25 protein-coding genes are annotated in these 21839 nt (G+C 71.0%); 22 read left to right on the forward strand and 3 right to left on the reverse strand.

Annotated elements, in window-relative coordinates; all coding sequences use genetic code 11:
* Positions 1–12: 12 nt before the first annotated feature.
* The 13 genes from ACZ5NW_RS24865 to ACZ5NW_RS24925 all read left to right on the forward strand — a co-directional run bounded on the left by ACZ5NW_RS24865 (position 13) and on the right by ACZ5NW_RS24925 (position 10162).
* Positions 13–1254, forward strand: a complete 1242-nt coding sequence (locus tag ACZ5NW_RS24865; protein WP_468746082.1) for an AAA family ATPase — start codon at positions 13–15, stop codon at positions 1252–1254.
* A 1-nt stretch (position 1255) separates the two neighbouring features.
* The gene (locus ACZ5NW_RS24870; RefSeq protein ID WP_468746083.1) at positions 1256–1636 is read left to right on the forward strand and encodes a TadE/TadG family type IV pilus assembly protein; all 381 of its coding nucleotides are present in this window, start codon (positions 1256–1258) and stop codon (positions 1634–1636) included.
* Between the two features lies 1 nt (position 1637).
* A complete protein-coding gene (locus ACZ5NW_RS24875) occupies positions 1638–2009 on the forward strand; it encodes a TadE/TadG family type IV pilus assembly protein (protein ID WP_468746084.1) in 372 nt (123 codons plus the stop codon).
* Positions 2010–2025: 16 nt separating this feature from the next.
* Positions 2026–3363 (forward strand): CpaF family protein, encoded by a 1338-nt coding sequence (locus ACZ5NW_RS24880; RefSeq protein WP_468746085.1) that lies wholly within the window; start codon positions 2026–2028, stop codon positions 3361–3363.
* 6 nt (positions 3364–3369) lie between these two features.
* Complete coding sequence (locus ACZ5NW_RS24885) at positions 3370–4311, forward strand: type II secretion system F family protein (RefSeq protein WP_468746086.1); 942 nt, start codon at positions 3370–3372, stop codon at positions 4309–4311.
* A gap of 8 nt (positions 4312–4319) precedes the next feature.
* Positions 4320–5207, forward strand: a complete 888-nt coding sequence (locus ACZ5NW_RS24890) for a DUF5936 domain-containing protein (RefSeq protein WP_468746087.1) — start codon at positions 4320–4322, stop codon at positions 5205–5207.
* Between the two features lie 12 nt (positions 5208–5219).
* On the forward strand, positions 5220–6494 hold the full coding sequence (locus ACZ5NW_RS24895; RefSeq protein WP_468746088.1) for a sensor histidine kinase: 1275 nt from the start codon (positions 5220–5222) through the stop codon (positions 6492–6494).
* Positions 6495–6517: 23 nt separating this feature from the next.
* The gene (locus tag ACZ5NW_RS24900; RefSeq protein ID WP_468746185.1) at positions 6518–7213 is read left to right on the forward strand and encodes a response regulator; all 696 of its coding nucleotides are present in this window, start codon (positions 6518–6520) and stop codon (positions 7211–7213) included.
* 135 nt (positions 7214–7348) lie between these two features.
* Positions 7349–7558: a Flp family type IVb pilin gene (locus ACZ5NW_RS24905; RefSeq protein WP_468746089.1), complete on the forward strand. Its 210-nt coding sequence runs from the start codon at positions 7349–7351 to the stop codon at positions 7556–7558.
* Complete coding sequence (locus tag ACZ5NW_RS24910) at positions 7555–8157, forward strand: pilus assembly protein TadG-related protein (RefSeq protein ID WP_468746186.1); 603 nt, start codon at positions 7555–7557, stop codon at positions 8155–8157. Before ACZ5NW_RS24905 ends, ACZ5NW_RS24910 begins: the two co-directional genes overlap by 4 nt.
* Before the next feature lie 34 nt (positions 8158–8191).
* Entirely contained in the window at positions 8192–8776 is a 585-nt protein-coding gene (locus ACZ5NW_RS24915) for a hypothetical protein (protein WP_468746090.1), read from the forward strand.
* A gap of 13 nt (positions 8777–8789) precedes the next feature.
* Positions 8790–9398 (forward strand): OmpA family protein, encoded by a 609-nt coding sequence (locus ACZ5NW_RS24920; protein ID WP_468746091.1) that lies wholly within the window; start codon positions 8790–8792, stop codon positions 9396–9398.
* Between the two features lie 89 nt (positions 9399–9487).
* Positions 9488–10162 carry a hypothetical protein gene (locus ACZ5NW_RS24925; protein WP_468746092.1) on the forward strand — a complete coding sequence of 225 codons (675 nt, stop codon included), beginning with the start codon at positions 9488–9490 and terminating at the stop codon, positions 10160–10162.
* On the opposite strand, the gene ACZ5NW_RS24930 is transcribed toward ACZ5NW_RS24925, so the two are convergent.
* A complete protein-coding gene (locus ACZ5NW_RS24930; RefSeq protein WP_468746093.1) occupies positions 10159–10536 on the reverse strand; it encodes a DUF192 domain-containing protein in 378 nt (125 codons plus the stop codon). The two genes, ACZ5NW_RS24925 and ACZ5NW_RS24930, sit on opposite strands and share 4 nt — an antisense overlap.
* 116 nt (positions 10537–10652) lie before the next feature.
* On the opposite strand from ACZ5NW_RS24930, the gene ACZ5NW_RS24935 reads away from it, so the two are divergent.
* The 6 genes from ACZ5NW_RS24935 to ACZ5NW_RS24960 all read left to right on the forward strand — a co-directional run bounded on the left by ACZ5NW_RS24935 (position 10653) and on the right by ACZ5NW_RS24960 (position 18077).
* Positions 10653–11531, forward strand: a complete 879-nt coding sequence (locus ACZ5NW_RS24935) for an LLM class flavin-dependent oxidoreductase (RefSeq protein ID WP_468746094.1) — start codon at positions 10653–10655, stop codon at positions 11529–11531.
* 732 nt (positions 11532–12263) lie between these two features.
* Positions 12264–13037 (forward strand): isoprenyl transferase, encoded by a 774-nt coding sequence (locus tag ACZ5NW_RS24940; protein ID WP_468746095.1) that lies wholly within the window; start codon positions 12264–12266, stop codon positions 13035–13037.
* A gap of 333 nt (positions 13038–13370) precedes the next feature.
* Complete coding sequence (locus tag ACZ5NW_RS24945) at positions 13371–14696, forward strand: PhoH family protein (RefSeq protein ID WP_468746096.1); 1326 nt, start codon at positions 13371–13373, stop codon at positions 14694–14696.
* Between the two features lie 412 nt (positions 14697–15108).
* The gene (locus ACZ5NW_RS24950) at positions 15109–15783 is read left to right on the forward strand and encodes an aggregation-promoting factor C-terminal-like domain-containing protein (RefSeq protein ID WP_468746097.1); all 675 of its coding nucleotides are present in this window, start codon (positions 15109–15111) and stop codon (positions 15781–15783) included.
* 58 nt (positions 15784–15841) lie between these two features.
* A complete protein-coding gene (locus ACZ5NW_RS24955) occupies positions 15842–16546 on the forward strand; it encodes an aggregation-promoting factor C-terminal-like domain-containing protein (RefSeq protein WP_468746098.1) in 705 nt (234 codons plus the stop codon).
* 136 nt (positions 16547–16682) lie between these two features.
* Positions 16683–18077, forward strand: coding sequence for an AI-2E family transporter (locus ACZ5NW_RS24960; RefSeq protein ID WP_468746099.1), 1395 nt, complete (start codon positions 16683–16685; stop codon positions 18075–18077).
* A 25-nt stretch (positions 18078–18102) separates the two neighbouring features.
* Here ACZ5NW_RS24960 and ACZ5NW_RS24965 read toward each other — a convergent pair whose 3' ends face one another.
* On the reverse strand, positions 18103–18642 hold the full coding sequence (locus tag ACZ5NW_RS24965) for an alkyl hydroperoxide reductase (protein ID WP_468746100.1): 540 nt from the start codon (positions 18640–18642) through the stop codon (positions 18103–18105).
* Between the two features lie 3 nt (positions 18643–18645).
* The gene (locus tag ACZ5NW_RS24970; RefSeq protein WP_468746101.1) at positions 18646–19200 is read right to left on the reverse strand and encodes a peroxiredoxin; all 555 of its coding nucleotides are present in this window, start codon (positions 19198–19200) and stop codon (positions 18646–18648) included.
* Between the two features lie 136 nt (positions 19201–19336).
* On the opposite strand from ACZ5NW_RS24970, the gene ACZ5NW_RS24975 reads away from it, so the two are divergent.
* The 3 genes from ACZ5NW_RS24975 (at position 19337) to ACZ5NW_RS24985 (ending at position 21836) form a co-directional block, all read left to right on the forward strand.
* On the forward strand, positions 19337–20293 hold the full coding sequence (locus tag ACZ5NW_RS24975) for a LysR substrate-binding domain-containing protein (protein WP_468746102.1): 957 nt from the start codon (positions 19337–19339) through the stop codon (positions 20291–20293).
* 173 nt (positions 20294–20466) lie between these two features.
* Positions 20467–21339, forward strand: a complete 873-nt coding sequence (locus ACZ5NW_RS24980; RefSeq protein ID WP_468746103.1) for a MarR family transcriptional regulator — start codon at positions 20467–20469, stop codon at positions 21337–21339.
* Between the two features lie 110 nt (positions 21340–21449).
* The gene (locus ACZ5NW_RS24985; RefSeq protein WP_468746104.1) at positions 21450–21836 is read left to right on the forward strand and encodes a roadblock/LC7 domain-containing protein; all 387 of its coding nucleotides are present in this window, start codon (positions 21450–21452) and stop codon (positions 21834–21836) included.
* The last annotated feature ends 3 nt before the right edge of the window (positions 21837–21839 follow it).

Raw genomic sequence — 21839 nt, forward strand, 5'->3', positions numbered from 1 at the left:
AGGCGGCCGCCCATGCCCACGAGGATCCTCCCGGCCGTCGGCGACGCGGACGCGGTCCGCTCCCTCACCACCCTGCTCAGCCAGCTCCCCGACGCCGAACCCGTCACCCCCGTCACCGACTCGACCCAGCTCGTCGACACCCTCGGCCGGCTGGCCGCCGAATCCGTGGACGAACTGCCCGAGGTCGTCGTCGTCCACGAACGCATCGGGCCCGTCCCGGCGCTGGAACTCGTCCGCGAGGTCGCCCTGCGCTTCCCGTCCGTCGGCGTCATCCTCGTCACCACCGACGCGAGCCCCGTCCTCTTCGCCGCCGCCATGGACTCCGGCGCCCGCGGCCTGGTCACCCAGCCGCTCAGCTACGAGGAACTCGCCAGCCGCGTCCAGGCGGTCGCCCAGTGGTCGGTCGGTGTACGGCGCCATCTCGGCCACGGCGCCGACGTGTTCACCGGCGTCGGCGGCACCGTCGTCACCGTCTGCGGGGCCAAGGGCGGCGTCGGCACCACCCTCACCGCCGTCCAGCTCGCCCTCGCCGCCCAGGCGTCGGGCCGCTCCACCGCCCTCGTCGACATGGACCTCCAGACCGGCGACATCGCCTCCTACTTCGACGTCCAGTTCCGCCGCTCGGTCGTCGACCTCGCCGCCATCACCGACATCACGCCCCGCGTCCTCGACGAGGCCGTCTTCCGCCACGACAGCGGGGTCGCGCTGCTGCTCGCCCCCGGCGAGGGCGAACGCGGCGAGGAGGTCACCGACCGCGCCGCCCGCCAGATCGTCAGCGCCCTGCGCTCCCGCTACGAGGTCGTCGTCATCGACTGCGGCGCCCAGCTCGGCGGCGCCGGCGCGGCCGCCGTGGAGATGGCCGACACCGCCCTGCTGGTCACCACCCCGGACGTGGTGGCCGTACGCGGCGCCAAACGCACCGTCCGGATGTGGGACCGGCTGCAGATCCGCAAGGCCGAGGAGACCACCGTCGTGGTCAACCGCGCGAGCCGCACGACCGAGATCCAGCCCGCCCTCATCCAGAAGATCACCGGCACCGGCATCGCCGGGACCACCGTCCCCGCCAACTTCAAGGAACTCGCGGCCGCCGTCGACGCGGGCCGCATCCACGCCCTCGACGGCAAGGGCACGGTACGGCAGGCGCTGTGGGCGCTCGCGGGCGAACTGGGCCTGCTCAAGGTGCCCGAGGGCACCGTGGCGCGCAGAGGCTCGCGCGACCGGGGCGCGGTGAGCTTCCGGCGGCGGAGGGAGTGACATGAGCGGACGCAGGGACGACCGGGGTCAGGTCACCGTCGAGTTCCTCGGCATGACCCCGCTGATCATCGTCACGCTGGTGCTGGTGTGGCAGTTCGTCCTCGTGGGATACACGTTCTCCCTCGCGGGGAATGCTGCCGACGAGGCGGTGCGGGCCGGCACGGCCGCCGCCCCGGGGGAGCGCCAGAGCGCCTGCGAACAGGCGGGCCTGGACAAGCTGTCGGACGCGTGGAAGGGAAGCGCCGAGGTGGGCTGCACCACTGCGGGCGGCTATGTCACCGCCGACGTCTCCCTCCACGTTCCCGTCCTCTTCCCGGGCGCGATCGACTTCCCGTTCACGGTGCACGGCCACGCCGGCGCCGTAGAGGAGGAGGACGACTGAGATGGCGTACCCAGCGGCCCGCTCCCGCGCCCGTGTCCGCGTCCGTGACCGTGGTCAAGTCGCCCTCGAATACCTGGGGTTCGTCCCGATCCTGGTGCTGGTCGCGCTCGCCGCCGTCCAGCTCGGCCTCGTCGCCTACGCCGCCCAGCAGGCCGGCACCGCGGCGCGCGCCGGAGCCCGGGGCGCGGCGCTCGACCGGGACTACCAGGCCGACTGCCAGAACGCGGTCAGCGACTTCCTGACCGCCAGCTGTTCCAGCACCGATCTCGGCGACGACGTCAGCGTCACATCCTCCGTGCACATCCCCTCCGTCGTCCCCGGCTGGGACTTCGGCGACGCCCACCGGACCGCCACCATGCCGGTCGACCACTGAAGGAAGGCGCGAGACGATGAGTCTGCGGTCCCGCATCACCTCCCCCGACCAGGCGTCCGGCCGCGGCGAGGACGGCCACCTCGTGGCCACCTACCGCGCCAAACTCCTGCAGGAGATCGACCTCGCGGAGATGAGCTCCCTCGCGGCGGCCGAACGCCGGGCCCGGCTGGAACGCGTCCTCGGGCACATCATCAGCCGCGAGGGCCCCGTCCTGTCGACCGTCGAACGCTCCCAGCTGATCCGCCGCGTCGTCGACGAGGCCCTCGGCCTGGGCATCCTCGAACCGCTCCTCGAAGACGCCTCCATCACCGAGATCATGGTCAACGGCCCCGACGCGATCTTCGTCGAACGGGCCGGCCGCGTCGAACAGCTCGCCCTGCGCTTCGCCTCCCACGACCAGCTGATGCAGACCATCGAACGGATCGTCTCCACCGTCAACCGCCGCGTCGACGAGTCCAACCCGATGGTCGACGCCCGGCTGCCTTCCGGCGAGCGCGTCAACGTCATCATCCCGCCGCTCTCCCTGACCGGCCCGATCCTCACCATCCGCCGCTTCCCACGCTCCTTCACCCTGCACGAACTGGTCGGCTTCGGCTCCCTCGACGAGCACATGCTGTTCCTGCTCGCGGGCCTGGTGCAGGCGAAGTTCAACGTGATCGTCTCCGGCGCCACCGGCACCGGCAAGACCACCCTCCTCAACGCCCTGTCCGGACTCATCCCCGAGGGCGAACGCATCATCACCATCGAGGACTCCGCGGAACTCCAACTCCAGCAGCAGCACGTGGTCCGCCTGGAGTCCCGCCCGCCGAACGTCGAGGGCAAGGGCCACATCTCCATCCGCGACCTGGTCCGCAACTCCCTGCGCATGCGCCCCGACCGGATCGTCGTCGGCGAGGTCCGCGGCGGCGAGTCCCTCGACATGCTCCAGGCCATGTCGACCGGCCACGACGGCTCACTGGCGACCGTCCACGCCAACAGCGCGGAGGACGCGCTCACCCGGCTGCAGACCCTCGCCTCCATGTCCGACGTGGAGATCCCGTTCGTCGCCCTGCACGACCAGATCAACAGCGCGGTCGACGTGATCATCCAGCTCACCCGCTTCGCGGACGGCGCCCGCCGGATCACCGAGATCGCCCTGCTCGACAGCCACGGCGGAGAGCCCTACCGGCTCGCGACCATCGCCCGCTTCGAGGCCCGGCCGATGACGTCCGACGGCCGGATCCACGGCACCTTCCGCTACTTCCCCCTCCCGCGCCGCACCGCCGACCGCCTCTACATGGCGAGCCAGCCCATCCCGCAGGCCTTCGGCGTGGCCCGCACGGCAGACGAACTCGCGACCCGAGAAGCCCGGTAGGCGACCATGGACCTGAACCTGATCACCCTCACGACCGGCGTCACCCTGCTCGCCCTCGTCCTCGCGGTCGCGGGCATCCACAGCTACGCCCTCGGCCGCGCCCAGCGCTCCGCCCTCGTGGACCGGCTGACCCACGAGGGACAGCTCCGGCCCGCGGGCCGCCGGCGCCGCTTCCGCGACCTGGACCGCCGGCTGCGCCGCACCCGGCTCGGCCGCACCCTGGAACGCAAGCTCGCGGCGACCGGCCTGGACGTCACCCCGGGCGAGTTCTTCGCGTACATGCTGACCGGGGTCGCCGGCCTGTGGCTGATCGGCCAGGCCACCCTGGCGCCCTTCTTCGGGCCGCTCGCCGGGCTGCTCGGCATCTGGGCGGCCTGGCAGTTCCTCAACTGGCAACGCCAGAAACGCATCGAGCGCTTCATCAACCAACTCCCCGAACTCGCCCGCATCCTGGCCAACGCCACCCACGCCGGCCTCGCCCTGCGCACCGCGATCGCCATGGCGGCGGAGGAGCTGGAGGCCCCGGCCGGCGAGGAACTGGCCAAAGTTGCCGACCAGTTGGCGATCGGCCACTCCATGGACGACGCCCTCGGCGAACTCGCCGACCGGCTCCCCTCGCGCGAACTCGTCGTCCTGGTCACCACCCTGGTGCTGTCCAACCGCGCGGGCGGCCAGGTCGTCGGCGCCCTGCGCAACCTGACGGAGACCCTGGAGGAACGCAAGGAGACCCGGCGCGAGATCCGCACCCAGCTCTCCCAGGTCAACATGACCTCGTACGCCGTCCCCGTCCTCGGCGTCGGCTCCCTCTTCCTCATGAACGGCGTGAAGGACGGCGCCCTCGACCGGATGACCGGCTCCCCGCTCGGACAGGCGGCCGTGATCATCGCCTTCGGCCTCTACGCCGTTGGCTTCGTCCTCATCCGCCGCATGTCCCGCATCGACGTCTGAGGTGTGAGATGGGCCTTCTGCTCGCCTTCGTCATGGGCCTCAGCGTCTGGGGCGTCTTCGCCGGCATCCGCATGTACCGCGCGGACGTCAAACTCCCCCCCGACCTCGCGCTCGCCCTGGAGGTCGGCGCCACGCGCACCGGCGCGGTCGACTCCCTCGTCGACCGGCTCGGCATGCGGTACGCGCCCGCCGTGCTGCGCCTGATGGGCCCCCGCCTGGTCGCCACGTACCGCCGCAGGATCGACCTCGCGGGCAACCCCGGCGGCCTGACCATAGACCGCTACGCCGCCCGCCGCGCCGTCTACGGCTTCCTGGGCGCCGTCGGCGGCCTGGTGTTCGCGCTGCGCGGCCAGTGGCTCGTGGCGCTGCTGATGGTCGCCTTCGGCGCGCTGTGGACGGAGGTCGGCATCTGGTCGGCGATCCGCGTCCGCAAGGACGTCATCGAGCGGACCCTGCCGGACTTCCTGGACGTCCTCGCCGTGGTGGTCAGCGCCGGCCTCGGCTTCCGCCAGGCCCTGGACCGCGTGGCCAGCCACTACGAGGGCCCGTGGGCGGACGAGATCCGCATCACCCTGCGCCAGATGGACCTGGGCATGAGCCGCCGCCAGGCCTTCGCGGAACTGCGCCGCCGCAACGACTCCGAACAGGTCGCCATGTTCGTCACCGCCCTCCAGCAGGGCGAGGAGCTCGGCGCGCCGATCGTCGACACGCTGGTGGCGATCGCCAAGGACATGCGCCGCACCGACGCGCAGAACGCCCGCCGCAAGGCCGCGCGGGCGGTGCCCCGGGCCACGCTCGTGATCACCACGTTCATGGTCCCGGCGACGATGCTGCTGCTGGGGGCCGGACTGCTGCTGGGGTCCGGGACCGACTTCGGGACGATCGCGGGGAAGTAGGGGGAGGGGAACATGGTCCGCTTCCGGCGCTCAGGGACACCGGCCGCGGTGCCGGCACCGGCGCCGCTGACGCTCCAGGTCAACGCCCTTCAGGCGATGAGCCGGCAGGTCTTCGGCTTCCGCCTCGCGATGATCGCGCTGGCGGCCCCGGCGGCCCTGCTGAACGCCTCACCCGGCCTCGGCGTCCGCCTCGTCGGCGCGGCCGTCGTCGTCACCTTCATGAGCTCCTACGTCCTCTTCCGCGACTGGGAGCGCTTCGGCCCGCTCCTCCTGCGCCACCCCGCCCTCCTCGCCCTGGACACCCTGCTCTGCTCCCTGCTGCTGTTCTCCGCCGGCCCCGACACCACCCTCGCCTACGTCAGCGTCTGCACCCCGCTCCTCGCCGGCATCGTCTACGGCTGGCGCGGCGCCGCCTGCTTCGCCTCGCTCCAGTCGCTGATCCTGCTGCTGGCGTACGCGACCACCCGGACGGAAGGCGGCGTGGCCGAACGGCTGCTGCTGCCCGGCTTCTGCGTCATCACCGGCGCGCTCGGCTCGGCCCTGCGCGGCCTGATGCTCCGCTTCGGCGAGGCCACGGAAGCCCTGACGGCGACCCGGGCGCGCCTGGCCGCGGCCGAGGCGGCACAGGCGGAACGGGACCGACTGGCCCGGGAGATGCACGACTCGGTCGCCAAGACCCTGCACGGCGTGGCCCTGGCCGCGGAGGCCCTGTCCCAGACGGCGGCCACCCCGGACGCGAACCCGGCCCGACTGCGCCAGCAGGCGGAACTGGTGGCCCGCGCGGCCCGCCGCGCGGCGGCGGAATCCCGCGAACTGCTGACCGACCTGCGGGGCGGGTCCGCGCCGGACGCCACCGACGTGCTGTCCGAACTCGCCACCGAGGCACGGGACTTCGCCCGGCGCACCGGTCTGCGCACCGCCTACCACCCCACCGGTGACCGGCCGTCCGTGGCGCTTCCGCCCGCCGTCGCCCGGCACCTCCTCACCATCACGGCGGAGGCCATGGAGAACGCCCACCGCCACGCCTCGGCGACCCAGGTGGACGTGAGCGCGGGCGTCCGGGGCGACGCACTGCACGTGAGCGTCCACGACGACGGCCGGGGCCTGCCCCGGGACACCACGCTCGACGGACTGCGCCGCTCCGGCCACTTCGGACTCCTGGGCATGGTGGAACGGGCGGCGACCGTGGGCGCGAGCATCGAGATCGGGCCGGGGAGACAGGCCCGGGGGACCGAGGTCCACGTCGAACTCCCGTTGCGGGCACGGGGATCGGGGGCCGGCGAGTGAGCGACACGCGGGTGCTGCGGGTGATGGTGGCGGACGACAATCCGGTGGTCCGGGCCGGGCTGACGGCGGTGCTGTCGGGCCGCGAGGACATCGAGGTCGTGGCGGAGGCGGCGGACGGGCAGGAGGCGTGCGACGCGGCGCGGGCGCACCGGCCGGACGTGATCCTGCTGGACGTGCGGATGCCGGGCATGGACGGCCTGACGGCCCTTCCGCACCTCGTGGCGATCGCGCCGGTGATGATGCTGACGTACAGCGGCGAGTCAGAGATCGTCCGGGAGGCGCTGCGCAGGGGGGCCGGCGGCTATCTGGTGCACGGCGAGTTCACGGTGGAGCAGTTGGTGGCGGCGGTACGGGGGGTGGGCCGGGGGCGGGCCCATATGACGCCGACGGCGGCGGGGGCGCTGCTGGACCATCTCCGAGCCACGGCGACGACCGATGCGAATGCATATCAGAGATCCGAACCCCCAGCAATATCAGGGGGATTCACTCTCTCCGCATCTTCACAATTGCAATCAACTATGGCACAGTCGAGGTCCCGGCTCAGTCGGAGGGAGGCGGAGATCATGGACCTCATCGCATCCGGGATGAACAACCAGCAGATCGCCGCCGCCTGCTTCATCAGCGAGAAGACGGTCAAGAACCACATCAACCGCATCTTCGCCAAGCTCCACAGCACCAGCAGGACACAGGCGACGGCGACATGGCTGGGGGTGTCATGAGCGCACACCACACCCCGCTCTGGGCCCGGATTTGGGCCCGGGGACCCTGGGCAACCTTCGCACCCCGCCCCTACGCTCACGCCGAGGAAGACGGCGACAGCGTCAGCGGCGGCACGGCTACCGGAGGACACCCCCATGAGCAACTGGTTCAACACCACTGCGACGCACCTACGCTCCCGCCTCACCCGCAGGCCCGGCCGGGGGGACGCGGGGCAGACGGCGGTGGAGTACCTGGGGATCATCGCGGTGGTGGTGGCGATTGTGCTGGCCATTACGGGGACGGACATCGGCAACACGATCTACACGGCGATCACCGACAAGATCGCCGAGGTCACCGGCGGCTGACGAGCGCACGAGGGCTGGGCGACGCAGGGCAGGCTTTCCCCATCTACATCACGGTGGTGGCGGGTCTGCTCTTTCTCGCGTTGGCCTACCTCGCGGTCGGCCAGGCGGGTGCGAACAGGAACGGGGCACAGACCGCGGCCGACGCGGCGGCGCTGGCGGCGGCCCTGGACACCCGGGACCAACTTGCCGGCAAGTGGGTGGAGAACGTCCTCGATCCGAAGAAGTGGGGAGAGATCTTCGCCGGTGACGCCGAGGGTGTGATGTCGTCGTGCCCCCGGGCGTACGAACTCGCCGAGGAGAACCACGCGAGCGCGGAGTGCACCCCCGAAGGTCTCCTGCGCTATCACGTCGAGGTCCGGACGAACGAGTCGGTCGGCCACAGCGTCGTCCCCGGTACGGAGAAGTTCCGGTCCAGGGCAACCGCCACCGCCACGATCGAGTCGCTCTGCACGTTCGACCCCCCTGACGAGAACTCGGGTGATCACGTTCTGCCGGAACTCACCTGTGGTGACGACGGAGTTGTCTGGCGACTCGATCCGGAGAAACTGACCGATCTCCCGGAGCCCCAGGATCTCTTCGACGTCCACCTGGTCGACTGACATGCGAACGACGAGTGACGAAGGAAGCAGAGGCATGAGGATTCGGTTCACGGCGAAGGCCCAGAGGGGGGTGGTCGCCTTGACAGTCGTGGCCGGTCTGGCCCTCGGCGTGGCCGGTTGCGGAGGCTCCGGCGGCCATGACGACAAGAAGTCGGGCTCTTCGGCGTCCACTTCCCGGGAGGGCGGGTCCAAGCCGAACACCCAGGAAGGCAGCGATGACGAGCCCTTGGCGGAGTTGAAGGGGGCCGACGGCCTGATCTTCCAGGTGACGTCCGCCCAACGCGACTCCGGAGGCTTCGTCACCGTGAGCGGCACCCTCAAGAACGACGGTGCCCAGCGGATCACCGTGCCGGCGGCGGTACGGGGGAACGAGACGGAGATCCTGCGTCACGGCATGTCGCTCGGCGGTGCGACCCTGGTGGACAGCAAGGCCAAGAAGCGCTACTACGTGCTGCGGGACACGGACGGCCGACCGCTCACCACCACGGGGTTCTCCTCCCTCAAGCCCGGCGAATCCCTGGCCGTCTTCATGCAGTTCCCCGCACCCCCCGCCGGCACCACCGAAGTCACCTTCCAGCTCCCCACGTTCGCCGCCGCCACCATCCAGATCTCCGGGTGAGGGTGAGTCACCCATGACCCGTAACCGCCTGACCCTGATCCTCGCGACGACCACCCTGCTCCTGCTCCCGAACGCCGCCCGAGCGGACGACTCGCCGAGCGTCCCCCCCGGCACCGAACCCACCCCCACCGCCCCCGTCCAGGTAGACCCCAACGACCCCGACCTCAAGCTCCCCGAAGGGGCCACGCTCGCGCAGGCCAAGGTGTTGGACATCAAGCAGGTCGTGGAGGACCAGGGCGGTGAGGAGCGGCGGGAGGACACCAACGCCGATGTGAAGTTCGCGCTCCAGGCCGAGGTGCTGTTCGCCAAGGACAGCGCGACGCTGAGCGGCGATTCGAAGGCCCGCGTCGCGGCGATCGCCGAGGAGATCAGGAAGCAGAACGCCACCCGCGTCAGGGTCTTCGGCTTCACCGACAACCTGGGCTCCGCCGCCCACGGCGACATCCTGTCCCGTCAGCGGGCCAACGCCGTCCAGGCGCTCCTGGACGAGCAGCTGAACGACCCCCGCGTCACCTTCGACGTACGCGGCTACGGCGAGCAGTACCCCATCGCGTCCAACACCACGGAGGAGAGCCGCAGAAAGAACCGCCGCGTGGAGATCACCTTCCCCCGCACGAGCTGAGCCCCGCCCGGAATTGAGTACGGGTACTCACCGTGCCCCAGGCGCCCGCGCCCATCCGCCGCCCCCACCACCCGCCCTACCGTCCTCGTATGCCAGAGGACACCACCCCGCAGAGCACCCCCGCCCACCCCGCCCTCAGGGCCGCCGGCTGGGGCTGCGCCGCACTCATCGGCATACCCCTCCTCGCCGTCCTGGTCCTGATCGTCACGCTCGCCTGGCACGCGCAGGGATCGACCGACTTCCCCCGCGCCGCCCCGGAGGAGATGGCCGACCGCGCCTTCCAGCGCTCGCAGGAGGCGTACGACGTCATGGGCTTCCGGCGCACCGTGCGGCCGGGTGTCGAGCGGGTCGGTGTCACCCCGGAGAACACGTTCGACTCGGGCTACTGCTACGACGGCGGCCCGCTGGGCCTGGACGACAAGACGGTCGACGGCGCTTATCAGCTGAGCCACAGCTGGGCGCTGGACCACGTCCCGGCGAGCGAGGCCGTCCCCGGGCTGCGCCGGCTGCACCGGCATCTGAAGGACTCCGGCTGGACGATCACGTCGTACCGCGAGGCCGCCGCGCAGGGCCAGGACTGGGCCCTGTACGCGCAGCGGAACGACGGCGCCGAGCGCATGGCCTTCTCATGGGACCCGGAGAGCGAGTACTTCACCGGCGGCGCGTCCGCGCCCTGCGCCTACGACCCCGAGTGGGACACCGACGACGTGGTCCCGTCCGGCGACCACCTCAAGCCCCCGGCCCTCGGCCCCACCACCTCCTAGACGGCGTCCTGTGCCTGGACCGACACCCGCACCCCGGCCCGCAGCCCCCACCCCGCCATGGCCCCCGCCTCAGCCTCCAGTACGTGCCGCGCCCGCAGCCGGGGCATCCCCAGCCGTCCCGGCCGCATGGTCCGTACCGCGACGACCCTCAACCGGCGGTCCAGATAGGCGACATCGATCGGCATCCGCATCCGGAAGGTGTGGATGCTGTTGGCGGGGGAGAGGAGCAGCGCGCCGGTCAGGGCGTCCCGCCCCAGCAGGCCCCGCGTCCTGGCCCGGTACGACGTGGCGATCTCGAGGGGGACCACCGCCACCTCCGTCGCCCCGTGCACGATCAGCGTCCCCCGCCCGTCGACCCAGCGCCGTCGCCCCACGCCCACCCCACCTCTTCCTCTTCCCGTTCCTCAGCAGCTTCCTTCCCTCATCCGGTGATTGACACCAGGTCATAAACGGCTTGAACCCGTTACGGACGCCCGATAGGAAGGCGTCCATGACTGTCATCGGCGCCATCTTCCGCCCCCAGCTGCCTCCGGAGCGTCTGCGCGAGGTCGCCCGGATCGTCGACGAGGCCGGGCTGGAGGAGCTGTGGTTGTGGGAGGACTGCTTCCGGGAGGGCGGTATCTCCTCGGCCGCCGCCGTGCTCGCCTGGACGGAGAGGGCGCGGGTCGGGGTGGGACTGCTCCCCGTGCCGCTGCGGAACGTCGCCATCACCGCGATGGAGGCCGCCACCCTGCACCGGATGTTCCCCGGCCGCGTCGTCCTCGGCGTCGGGCATGGCGTGCAGGACTGGATGGGCCAGGTGGGAGCCCGCGTCGAATCGCCGATGACGCTGCTGCGGGAGTACGTCGTCGCCCTGCGGGCGCTGCTCGCCGGCGAGCGGGTCACCACCAAGGGCCGGTACGTCACGCTGGACGACGTCGCCCTCGACTGGCCGCCGGGGGAGCCCGCCGAGATCCTCGTCGGCGCCATCGGGCCCCGTACGATCCGCCTCTCGGGCGAGGTGGCCGACGGCACCGTGCTCAACGAGGTCGTCACACCGGAGCGCGTCCGCGAGGCCCGCAGGACCATCGACGAGGGGCGCGCCGCCGCCGGGCGGGACGCCGGAGCGCACAAGGTCGTCGTCTATCTCCTCGCCGCCACCGGTCCCGACGCCCGCCCCCGGCTCCGCCGTGAACTCGACGCCGTCGGCCTCGGCGCCACGCCGGGTCTGGGAGTCGCCGGGGACGCGTCCGACGTTGCCGAGGCCGTCCAGCGCTACGCCGAGGCCGGCGCCGACAGCGTGATCCTCCTCCCCACCGCCGACGAACCCGACCCCGAGGGCTTCCTCCGTTTCGTCGCCGAGGACGTACGGCCCCTGGTCCGGTCGTAGCCGAGCCCCGGCCCGGGTCCTGGGCGGGCGGGCAGGGCCCCGCGTGGGCGCCGTGTCCATTTCGGCCGGATCCGTACCCCGGGGCCCCGGACCGGTGAGGAGCCGCCGCTCCCGTCCCCGCGCACCGGCCCGCCGTAGGCAGATCCGCCGGAGCCTGCGTGCCATAACCCGACGCCGGACCGCATCGACGACCCTCCCGCGGTTAAAGGGAACAATCGCCTCACCTGCCCGGGGAGCCATCCCCAGGGCTTCACGGGGTGTCCACATCGTTATCAGGAACCCCTCGCGTCACATCAGGACCATCACGTAGGTTCAGACCAAGGCAATTCGCGTAAGCAAAGCTGCGCGGGCGTCACCGCGCAGAGGAGGGGGCTGCGCGGTGGCGCGCCCGTCAAGCGATCGTTCGCGACTGGGGTCGCCCATCGGAGGGACCCCGGGATTCGGCTGAGTTTCGGCCATGAACACCCTGTGAACAGCCCTTTTCACCCCCCTCAGCGCGTCGCCGCGCGACTCCGGAGAGTAGTTGTCGGGCGGCAATGCACGCAGCATCACTTACGAAGGGTTATGGTGGAAGCCCCCCCTCGGGCCGGTCCGTCTCCCCCCCACGGACCGGCCCGTTTTTTCGCCCCCGTTTCCGAGGCCCTCGGGTCGGCGCCCGACACCGCGCGGCCCGACCCCCGGGGTAACCTCGGCACCGCGGGGGCCGCATCCGCACAGGAGGGGTTGAAACACGTGAACCTGCGCGACAGCCTGCGCAGCCTCTTGGTCAGGCTCTACGCCCGCCGGGTGGAAGGCCATCTGGACCACACCCAGGTGCCCAAGCACATCGGCGTCATCATGGACGGCAACCGCCGCTGGGCGAAGGCCGCCGGCTCCTCCACCGTGCACGGCCACCGGGCCGGCGCCGACAAGATCGAGGAGTTCCTCGGCTGGTGCAGTGAGACCGAGGTCGAGGTCGTCACCCTCTGGATGCTGTCCACCGACAACTTCGAGCGCGCCCCGGAGGAACTCGCCCCCCTCCTCGGCATCATCGAGGACGTCGTCCGCACCCTCGCCGCCGACGGCCGCTGGCGCGTCCACCACGTCGGCACGCCCGACCTCCTGCCCGCCGACATGCAGCACACGCTGAAGGAGGCCGAGGAGGCCACCGCCCACGTCGACGGCATACTCGTCAACGTCGCCATCGGATACGGCGGCCGGCAGGAGATCGCCGACGCCGTCCGCTCGATGCTCCTCGACGCCCACGACAAGGGCATCGGCATGGCGGACCTCGCCGAGTCCGTCGACATCGACATGATCGGCCGGCACCTCTACACCGGCGCCCAGCCCGACCCCGACCTCGTCATCCGCACCAGCGGCGAGCAGCGGCTGTCCGGATTCATGCTGTGGCAGACGGCGCACTCGGAGTACTACTTCTGCGAGGTGTTCTGGCCGGCCTTCCGCAAGGTCGACTTCCTGCGCGCGCTGCGCGACTACGCGGCCCGCCACCGCCGCTACGGCGGCTGAGGACCCACCGGGGCACCCCGCGTACCCCCTTTCACCGGGGACGTAACCCGCGGACGTCACAAGGAGTTCATCGCGGCGCCGTCATATGTGCTGGCATGGCACCGCATGTTCGAGGGCATAAGCCAGTCAGGTCGACGCCCGAACCACGGGTGTCGCATCCTCAGCGGACGGCACGGGGCCGTCCGCCCGGGAGGCCCTTTGCACCAGCCCGAACGTGCGGTCAGCACGGACGCAGCGAAGGGCCGGTCCTCGGCCCGCGGTGCAGCGGGACCAGAGACCGGTCCAGTTACTCCTCGTCGCTCCCCGACCTCATCCGAGGGGGTACGTCCTTCCGTGGTGACCAGCACAAAGCGCCACAAGCCAGACCGGCGCACCTACGTTCTCGACACCAGCGTCCTGCTGGCCGACCCGAGCGCCCTGACCCGTTTCGACGAGCACGAAGTGGTGCTCCCCATCGTCGTGGTCACGGAACTGGAGGCCAAGCGGCACCATCCCGAACTCGGTTACTTCGCCCGGCAGGCCCTGCGCCTGCTCGACGACTACCGGGTGCGGTACGGCCGTCTCGATGCCCCCATCCCGATCGGGGAACTCGGCGGGACCGTCCGTGTCGAGCTCAACCACTCGGACCCCAGCGTGCTGCCCACCGGCTACCGCCTGGGGGACAACGACTCACGCATCCTCGCGGTCGCCCGCAATCTGCAGGCCGAGGGGTTCGACGTCACCGTCGTCTCGAAGGACCTTCCGCTCAGGATCAAGGCGTCCTCGGTCGGCCTGCTCGCCGAGGAGTACCGCGCCGAGCTCGCCATCACGGAGAACTCCGGCTGGACCGGAATGTCCGAGCTGACCCTGCCCGGCGAGCAGGTGGACATCCTCTTCGAGGAGGGACACCTCTATGTACCGGAGGCCGCGGACCTTCCCGTGCACACCGGACTGACCATCCAGTCCGAGCGCGGCAAGGCGCTCGGCCGGGTGACACCCGAGGGCAACGTCCGTCTGGTGCGCGGCGACCGGGAGGCGTTCGGCATCAAGGGCCGCAGCGCCGAGCAGCGCATCGCGCTCGATCTGCTGCTCGACCCGGACGTCGGCATCGTCTCGATGGGCGGCCGGGCCGGCACCGGAAAGTCGGCGCTGGCGCTGTGCGCGGGTCTGGAGGCGGTGCTGGAGCGCCGTCAGCACCAGAAGGTGATGGTCTTCCGGCCGCTGTACGCGGTGGGCGGGCAGGAGCTCGGCTATCTGCCCGGCTCCGAGGCGGAGAAGATGAGCCCCTGGGCGCAGGCGGTCTTCGACACGCTGTCGGCGGTCACCAGTCGGGAGGTCATCGAGGAGGTCACCGCCCGCGGCATGCTGGAGGTCCTTCCGCTGACCCACATCCGGGGCCGCTCCCTGCACGACGCGTTCGTGATCGTCGACGAGGCGCAGTCGCTCGAAAGGAACGTCCTGCTGACCGTTCTCTCCCGAATCGGCGCGAATTCACGGGTCGTTCTGACCCATGACGTGGCACAACGGGACAATCTGCGCGTCGGCCGCTACGACGGTGTCGTCGCCGTCGTCGAGAAGCTGAAGGGACACCCGCTCTTCGCCCATGTCACGCTGACCCGGTCCGAGAGGTCCCAGATTGCCGCCCTTGTGACCGAAATGCTCGAAGAGAGCAGTATCTAAAGGGGTATTGGCAAGGCATCGGCACACCGTCGGCGCCGTCCCGCAAAGGCCGAGAGCCTAGCGGGGCGGCGCCGACGCATGTGTGCGTTCGATGAAATCCCCAGGGCCAAACGGGATGTGAGCTTTCACACTCACCTCGGAATTGCCTTGCGATGGATGGTTACGGCAGAGTCTCACTCCTGTCAGGCCCCGCATACGACACAGCCGTACCCCCAGCGGTCCGGCGCCACAGCAGCATCAGCACCAACTCCATAGCGACGTCGTATGCCGCCCGAGCACCACGCGGCACTTCCGTCCAGGGAGTTGTCCACCGGGCCCGCGCCTCCGTGACCCCGTAGTTGGGAGGCCAGCGCCAGGGGCACGATTGCGTCCGCCAGGGTCACCGAAGCGGGCGATGCTGGAAGGAAACCGTGTGAGCCGGATCTCGGTCCGGGGATTCGCAGTGGCCTCGGCCACGGCGGTCACCGCTGTCGGAAGCGTCGTCGGCGTTGCCTCGGGCAGCGTCGCCCAGAACAACGACGCGGAGGCGGCAGGAAGCGACGCCACCCTCCTCGCGGACATACCCGAGGGCCAGCAGGCCCAGGTGCAGGCCGCGTCCCTGACGCAGCAGGCCAGCTTCCAGGCCATCGCCGCCGACGAGAGCGCCAAGAAGGACGCCGAGGCACTGGCCCGCAAGGCCGCGGCCGAGACCGCCGTCGCGAAGAAGGAAGCGGCCGAGAAGCTCGCCAAGGAGCGCGCCGAGGCCAAGCTCAAGGCCAGCCGCAGCGCCGGTGACTTCCCGATCCAGAGCTCCTACTCGGTCAGCGAGATCCAGGCCATGGCGCGCCAGATGGTGCCCAGCGGCCAGTTCCAGTGCTTCAGCAACATCGTGGACCACGAGTCCAGCTGGAACTACCACGCCGTCAACGCCTCCTCCGGCGCCTACGGCCTCTTCCAGGCCCTGCCCGCGTCCAAGTACTCCTCCGCGGGTGCCGACTGGCAGTCCAACCCGGCCACGCAGATCAAGTGGGGCCTCAACTACATGAACGGCCGCTACGGCAGCCCCTGTGGCGCCTGGTCGTTCTGGCAGGCCAACCACTGGTACTGAGCCCGCGCGGCTCCGGCCGCACCTCCTTTCATCTGTCGCCTCAGCAGAAGGAACCAGTGTGAGCCGGAATTCCGCCCGCGGATTCGCCGTGGCCTCGGCCGCCGCGGTCACCACGGTCGGCGCCGTCATGGGAGTCGCCCAGGCGGGCGCCCAGACCGACGCCGACGCCCAGGCGACCGCGGATGACGGCGTCCTCCTCGCGGACTTACCTGTAGGCCAACAGGCGGACGTGCAGTCGGCCTCCCTCAGCGGGCAGGCCGACGCCCAGGCCGTCGCCGCGGACGCCGTGGCGAAGCGGACGGCGGAGGAGACGGCCCGCAGGCAGGCTGCCGTGGACGCCGTGGCGAAGAAGAAGGCCGCCGAGGAGAAGGCGCGGGCCGAGAAGGAAGCCAAGGAACGCGAGAAGGCCGAGACCGAGGCCCAGACCGAGACCAAGGCCACCAGCGGCAGCTTCCCCCAGCAGGCCTCGTACACGGCCGCCGAGGTCAGGGCCATCGCCCAGCAGATGGTGCCCGGCGGTCAGTTCCAGTGCTTCAGCAACATCGTGAACCACGAGTCCGGCTGGAACTACCAGGCCGTCAACCCCTCCTCCGGCGCCTACGGGCTCGTCCAGGCCTACCCCGGCTCGAAGATGTCGTCGGCCGGCGCCGACTGGCGCACCAACCCCGCGACCCAGATCAAGTGGGGCCTGAACTACATGAACGAGCGCTACGGCAGCCCCTGCGACGCCTGGGCCTACTGGCAGGCCAACGGCTCCTACTGAGCCTCCGTTCTCTCTCAACCCTCGACAGCCCCTCCCCGTCCTAAGGGGAGGGGCTGTCGCCCTGTACGGTCGAGACCGACGACTCCAGGGGGGAGTGGTGGGGAGCACCCGGGGACACGGGGGAAGAGGGCGGATCATGTCGCGAGTGCCAGGGTGGCTCGGCCGGCTCGGAGCGGGGCTCACCGAGATGGGTGAGCGGCTCGACGAGCGCCGCGCCGAGGTCGAGCGGGAGACCCGGGAGCAGACCGAGCCCCCGGCTCCGGCTCCGTCCTCCCCCGTGACGCCCCCCGAGGACCGCAGACCGCCCGCCGACCCCCGGCCGCGCGCACCGCGCACCGACCCGGCCGACGCCGTGCCCTGGGGCGTCCGGGTCGCCGCCGAGGCCGGCTGGCGCCTGCTGGTGCTCGCCGGCACCGTGTGGGTGCTGATGCGCGTCATCAGCGCCGTCCAGCTGGTCGTGCTGGCCTTCGTGGTCGCCCTGCTGCTGACCGCCCTGCTGGAGCCGACGGTGGCCCGGCTGAAGCGGGCCGGGGTGCCGCGGGGCCTGGCGACCGCGCTCACCGCGATCCTCGGCTTCGTCGTCATCGGCCTGCTCGGCTGGTTCGTGACCTGGCAGGTCATGGAGAACATCGACAATCTCTCCGACCAGGTCCAGGACGGCATCGACGACCTGCGCCGCTGGCTGCTCGACAGCCCCTTCCACGTCACCGACAAGCAGATCAACGGCATCGCCAAGAACCTGCGCGAGGCGATCGGCGCCAACACCGACCAGATCACCTCGGCCGGCCTGGAGGGCGTCCAGGTCGTCGTCGAGGCCCTCACCGGCATCCTGCTGGCGTTCTTCTCGACGCTCTTCCTGCTCTACGACGGCAAGCGCATCTGGGAGTGGACGCTGAAGCTGGTTCCCGCGGCCGCCCGCCCGGGTGTCGCAGGCGCCGGTCCGCGCGCGTGGGCCACGCTCACCGCGTATGTGCGCGGCACGGTCCTGGTCGCCCTGATCGACGCCACCTTCATCGGCATCGGCATCTACTTCCTCGACGTGCCGATGGCCGTCCCGCTCGCCGTCTTCATCTTCCTGTTCTCCTTCATCCCGCTCGTCGGCGCGGTGGCCTCCGGCGCGCTCGCCGTGGTCGTGGCCCTGGTGACACAGGGCGTGTTCACCGCGGTGATGACCCTGGTGGTCGTGCTGGCGGTGCAGCAGATCGAGGGCCACATCCTCCAGCCGTTCATCCTGGGCCGCGCGGTACGGGTCCACCCGCTGGCGGTCGTGCTGTCCGTGGCCGCGGGCGGCATGATCGCGGGCATCGGCGGCGCGGTGGTCGCGGTACCGCTGGTGGCGGTGACGAACACGGTCGTCGGATATCTACGGGCGTATGCGCTGGAGCAGGAGCAGTCACCTGCCGACGCCGGCCCGGAGAATTCAGCCCGTCCGGCGTTTGAGGACGAGGCCGTTCAGGCCGAAGGGGGGCCCGGGGGCGCAGCCCCCGGAGACGGCGACGCAAACGCGCAGGACCCCGCCCACCAGGGGTGAGCGGGGCCCGTAAGAGCGACGGCGCCTACTCGACGTCCGCCAGCACAGCTTCCGCTTCCAGGGTGGACCCCACCGCCTGGATCACCGAGGCGATCTTGAACGCCTCCTGGATCACCTCGCGCTCCACGCCCGCCTTGCGCAGCACCTGCTCGTGCGAGTCCAGGCACAGCCCGCAGCCGTTGATCGCGGAGACCGCGAACGACCACAGTTCGAAGTCGACCTTGTCGACCCCGGGGTTGCCGATGACGTTCATCCGCAGACCGGCGCGCAGGGTGCCGTACTCGTGGTCGGAGAGCAGGTGGCGCGTCCGGTAGAAGACGTTGTTCATCGCCATCACCGCGGCGGCGGCCTTCGCGGCCATGTACGCCTCGGGCGACAGGTTCTCCTTCGCCTCCGGCGCCAGCTCACGCAGCACGCGGGGGGAGCGGGCGGCGATCGCGGTCGCCAGCACGGTGCCCCACAGCTGCTGCGCCGGCAGGTCGGAGTTGCCGATGACCGAGCCCAGGTTGAGCTTCAGGTCCTTGGCGTAGTCCGGTATGGCGGACTTCAGGGAGTCGAGGGACATGCCTCACTCACCGGCCAGCAGCTTGACCGGGTCGAGCGTCTCGTCGCCCTTGCTCCAGTTGCACGGGCAGAGCTCGTCGGTCTGCAGGGCGTCCAGGACCCGCAGGACCTCCTTGGGGTTACGGCCGACGGAGCCGGCGGTCACCATGGAGAACTGGATCTCGTTGTTCGGGTCGACGATGAAGACCGCGCGCTTCGCGAAGCCGTCCTCGCCCTCGATGCCCAGGTCGCGCATCAGCTCGTGCTTGGAGTCCGCCATCATCGGGAACGGCAGGTCGCGCAGGTCGTCGTGGTCCTTGCGCCAGGCGTGGTGGACGAACTCGGAGTCACCGGAGAAGCCGAGGATCTGGGCGTCACGGTCGGCGAACTCTTCGTTCAGCTTGCCGAAGGCCGCGATCTCGGTCGGGCACACGAAGGTGAAGTCCTTCGGCCAGGCGAACACGATCTTCCACTTGCCCTCGTAGGTCTTGTGGTCGATCGTCGCGAACTCCTTGCCCTTCTCCAGCGAGACGCAGGCGGTCAGTTCGAACGCGGGGAACTTGTCACCGACAGTGAGCACAGGCTCTCCTTGCAGCGGGGAAACGTCCGATTGTGTCGGGGGTCTCCCATGGGTTGGACGGTTTCCGATCCTGGCACAGGGTGCATTGATTAGGGAAATAGCTACACTTGGTCGTGTTGATCGGAGGTAGCTATCAGTGACCGTTGGTAATACGAGCAGGCGGCGACAGCCCAGCCTCGCGCAGCTGCGCGCCTTCGCGGCCGTCGCCGAGCATCTGCACTTCCGGGACGCGGCCGCCGCCATCGGCATGAGCCAGCCCGCCCTGTCGGGCGCCGTCTCCGCCCTGGAGGAGACCCTCGGCGTGACCCTCCTGGAGCGCACCACGCGCAAGGTGCTGCTCTCGCCCGCCGGGGAGCGCCTCGCCGTCCGCGCGAAGGCGGTGCTCGACGAGGTCGGGGCGCTGATGGAGGAGGCGGAGGCGGTCCGGGCCCCGTTCACCGGCGTGCTCCGGCTCGGCGTCATCCCCACCGTCGCGCCGTACCTCCTGCCCACCGTCATCGACCTCGTCCACGACCGCTACCCCCACCTCGACCTCCAGGTCCACGAGGAGCAGACCGCCACCCTCGTCGAGGGCCTGACCACCGGCCGCCTCGACCTGCTGCTGCTCGCCGTGCCCCTCGGCGTGCCCGGCGTCGTCGAACTCCCGCTGTTCGACGAGGACTTCGTGCTCGTCACCCCGCTCGACCACCGGCTCGGCGGCCGCGAGGGCGTCCCCCGGGAGGCCCTGAAGGAGCTCCATCTGCTCCTCCTCGACGAGGGCCACTGCCTGCGCGACCAGGCCCTCGACATCTGCCGGGAGGCGGGCCGCGAGGACGCCCCGGTGACCACGACGGCCGCTGGACTGGCCACCCTCGTCCAGCTCGTGGCCGGCGGCCTCGGTTGCACCCTGCTGCCGCGCACCGCGCTCCGCGTGGAGACCACCCGCAGCAGCCAGCTCCTCACCGCCTCCTTCGCCGAGCCCGCCCCCACCCGCCGGGTCGCCCTCGCCATGCGCACCGGCGCGGCACGCGGCGCCGAGTACGCCGAACTGGCCGCCGCCCTGCGCGAGGCACTGCGGCCGCTGCCGGTGCGGGTGCTCGACGGCGACGCGTGAGTTTTCTTTCAAATGGGCTTACGGCGAAGCTCAATTGGGCGCCGCCGCGATCCAACTTCCGTCAACTGACGTCAGGAAGCGAGGAACAGAGGCTGCATATGCCGAACCGCTGATACACCTACACCCCTCAGCGCTACGCCTCAGGCGCATGTGCGAAAAGTCCAAGGGGAGTGATGTCGGGGTTGGCAGCAGCGCTGGCCGCGTGCGGGCGCGAGGAGTTCACCGGGGAGCTGCGGGTGTCCGGCTCCCCCGGCGGCATCTTCCATCTGCGCGGGGGACTCGTCGTCGCCGTCGAGTCGCCGGGCGCGCCCGGACCCGAGGCACTCCTGCTGCGCTCCGGACGCGTCGGCGGCGAGGAGTGGGCGGGTCTGGTGCGTGAGGCGGGCGGGGCGCGCTGGCCCGTCGCCGGGCTCGTCGCCCATGGCTACGCGGGCGCCGCCCAACTGCGGGTGGTGTGCGCGATGGCGCTCCAGGACGCCGCGTTCGCAGTCGTCGCGGGCAGCGTGGACGGCTGCGAACGCGGTCCTGAGCGCCGGCCGGGCCCCGCCCGGATCGCCGTCGGCGAACCGCCCACCCGAGTGCTCCAGGACGCCTGCCGCAAGCTCACCGCCCTCGCCGAACTGCCGTACCCCGTGGCGCCCGACCGGGAACGGCCGGTGCCCGCGCTGCCGTCCTGGGCCGGGGAGCGTCTCTCCGCGCTCCAGCGCGAGCTGCTCGCCCACGCCGACGGCCGACGCACCTGCCGCGACCTGGCCTTCCGCACCGGGCGCGGGGTGTACACGGTCACCGTCGAGGTGTCCCGGATGCTCGCCGAGGGATTCCTGGGGTGCGTGACGGCGCCCCACCCCATCCCGGTCCGGCTGCCCCCGGGCGGCGACGGGGTCCGCCCCCGCACCCCGCCCTCGCCCCCCGCCCCGCCCCCGGGACCCGCCGAGCTGCCGCGCCGCAGCCCGGGGGCGAGCGGGGTCAACGAGGTCCTCGCACCGGAGCGCTCGGGAAGCGGCTGGAAGGAGTTCTTCCGGCTACGGAACCACCCGGCGAGATAGCGAGCGACAGCTCACGCGAACCCACGCCAGAGACCCCACGAAAACCGCCACTCGAACCCCCCACGGAAACCGCCCGATCACATGCGATCAGATTCAGGGGAGTTGCACCCATGGACCACAAAGCCCTCGCGCGGGAGATGCGCGGCCTGCGCGAGCAGGTGACCGGCGTCACCGATACGGCCCTCGCGGCGGCCGACGGACTGCTCATCGCCGCCGACACCGCCGACTCCATCGACCCGGAGGGCCTCGCCGCCCTCGCCGCCGCCGGCCTCGGCCTCGCCCGCCGTACCGCCGAGGCGACCGACCGCGGCTCCCTGCACCGGACGGTGACCTACGGCAGCCACGGCTGCGCCGCCTTCTACGCGGTCGGCGACACCGCGCTCATGGTCGTCCTCGGCGACGAGGGCGTGGACATGGACCGGCTGCACACGGCGACCCAGCCGGCCTTGGACAGGATCGGCGCGATCCTCACCGACCGCGCCACGGAAGGGGTGTGACCG

Source organism: Streptomyces sp. NPDC032126, assembly GCF_055580085.1.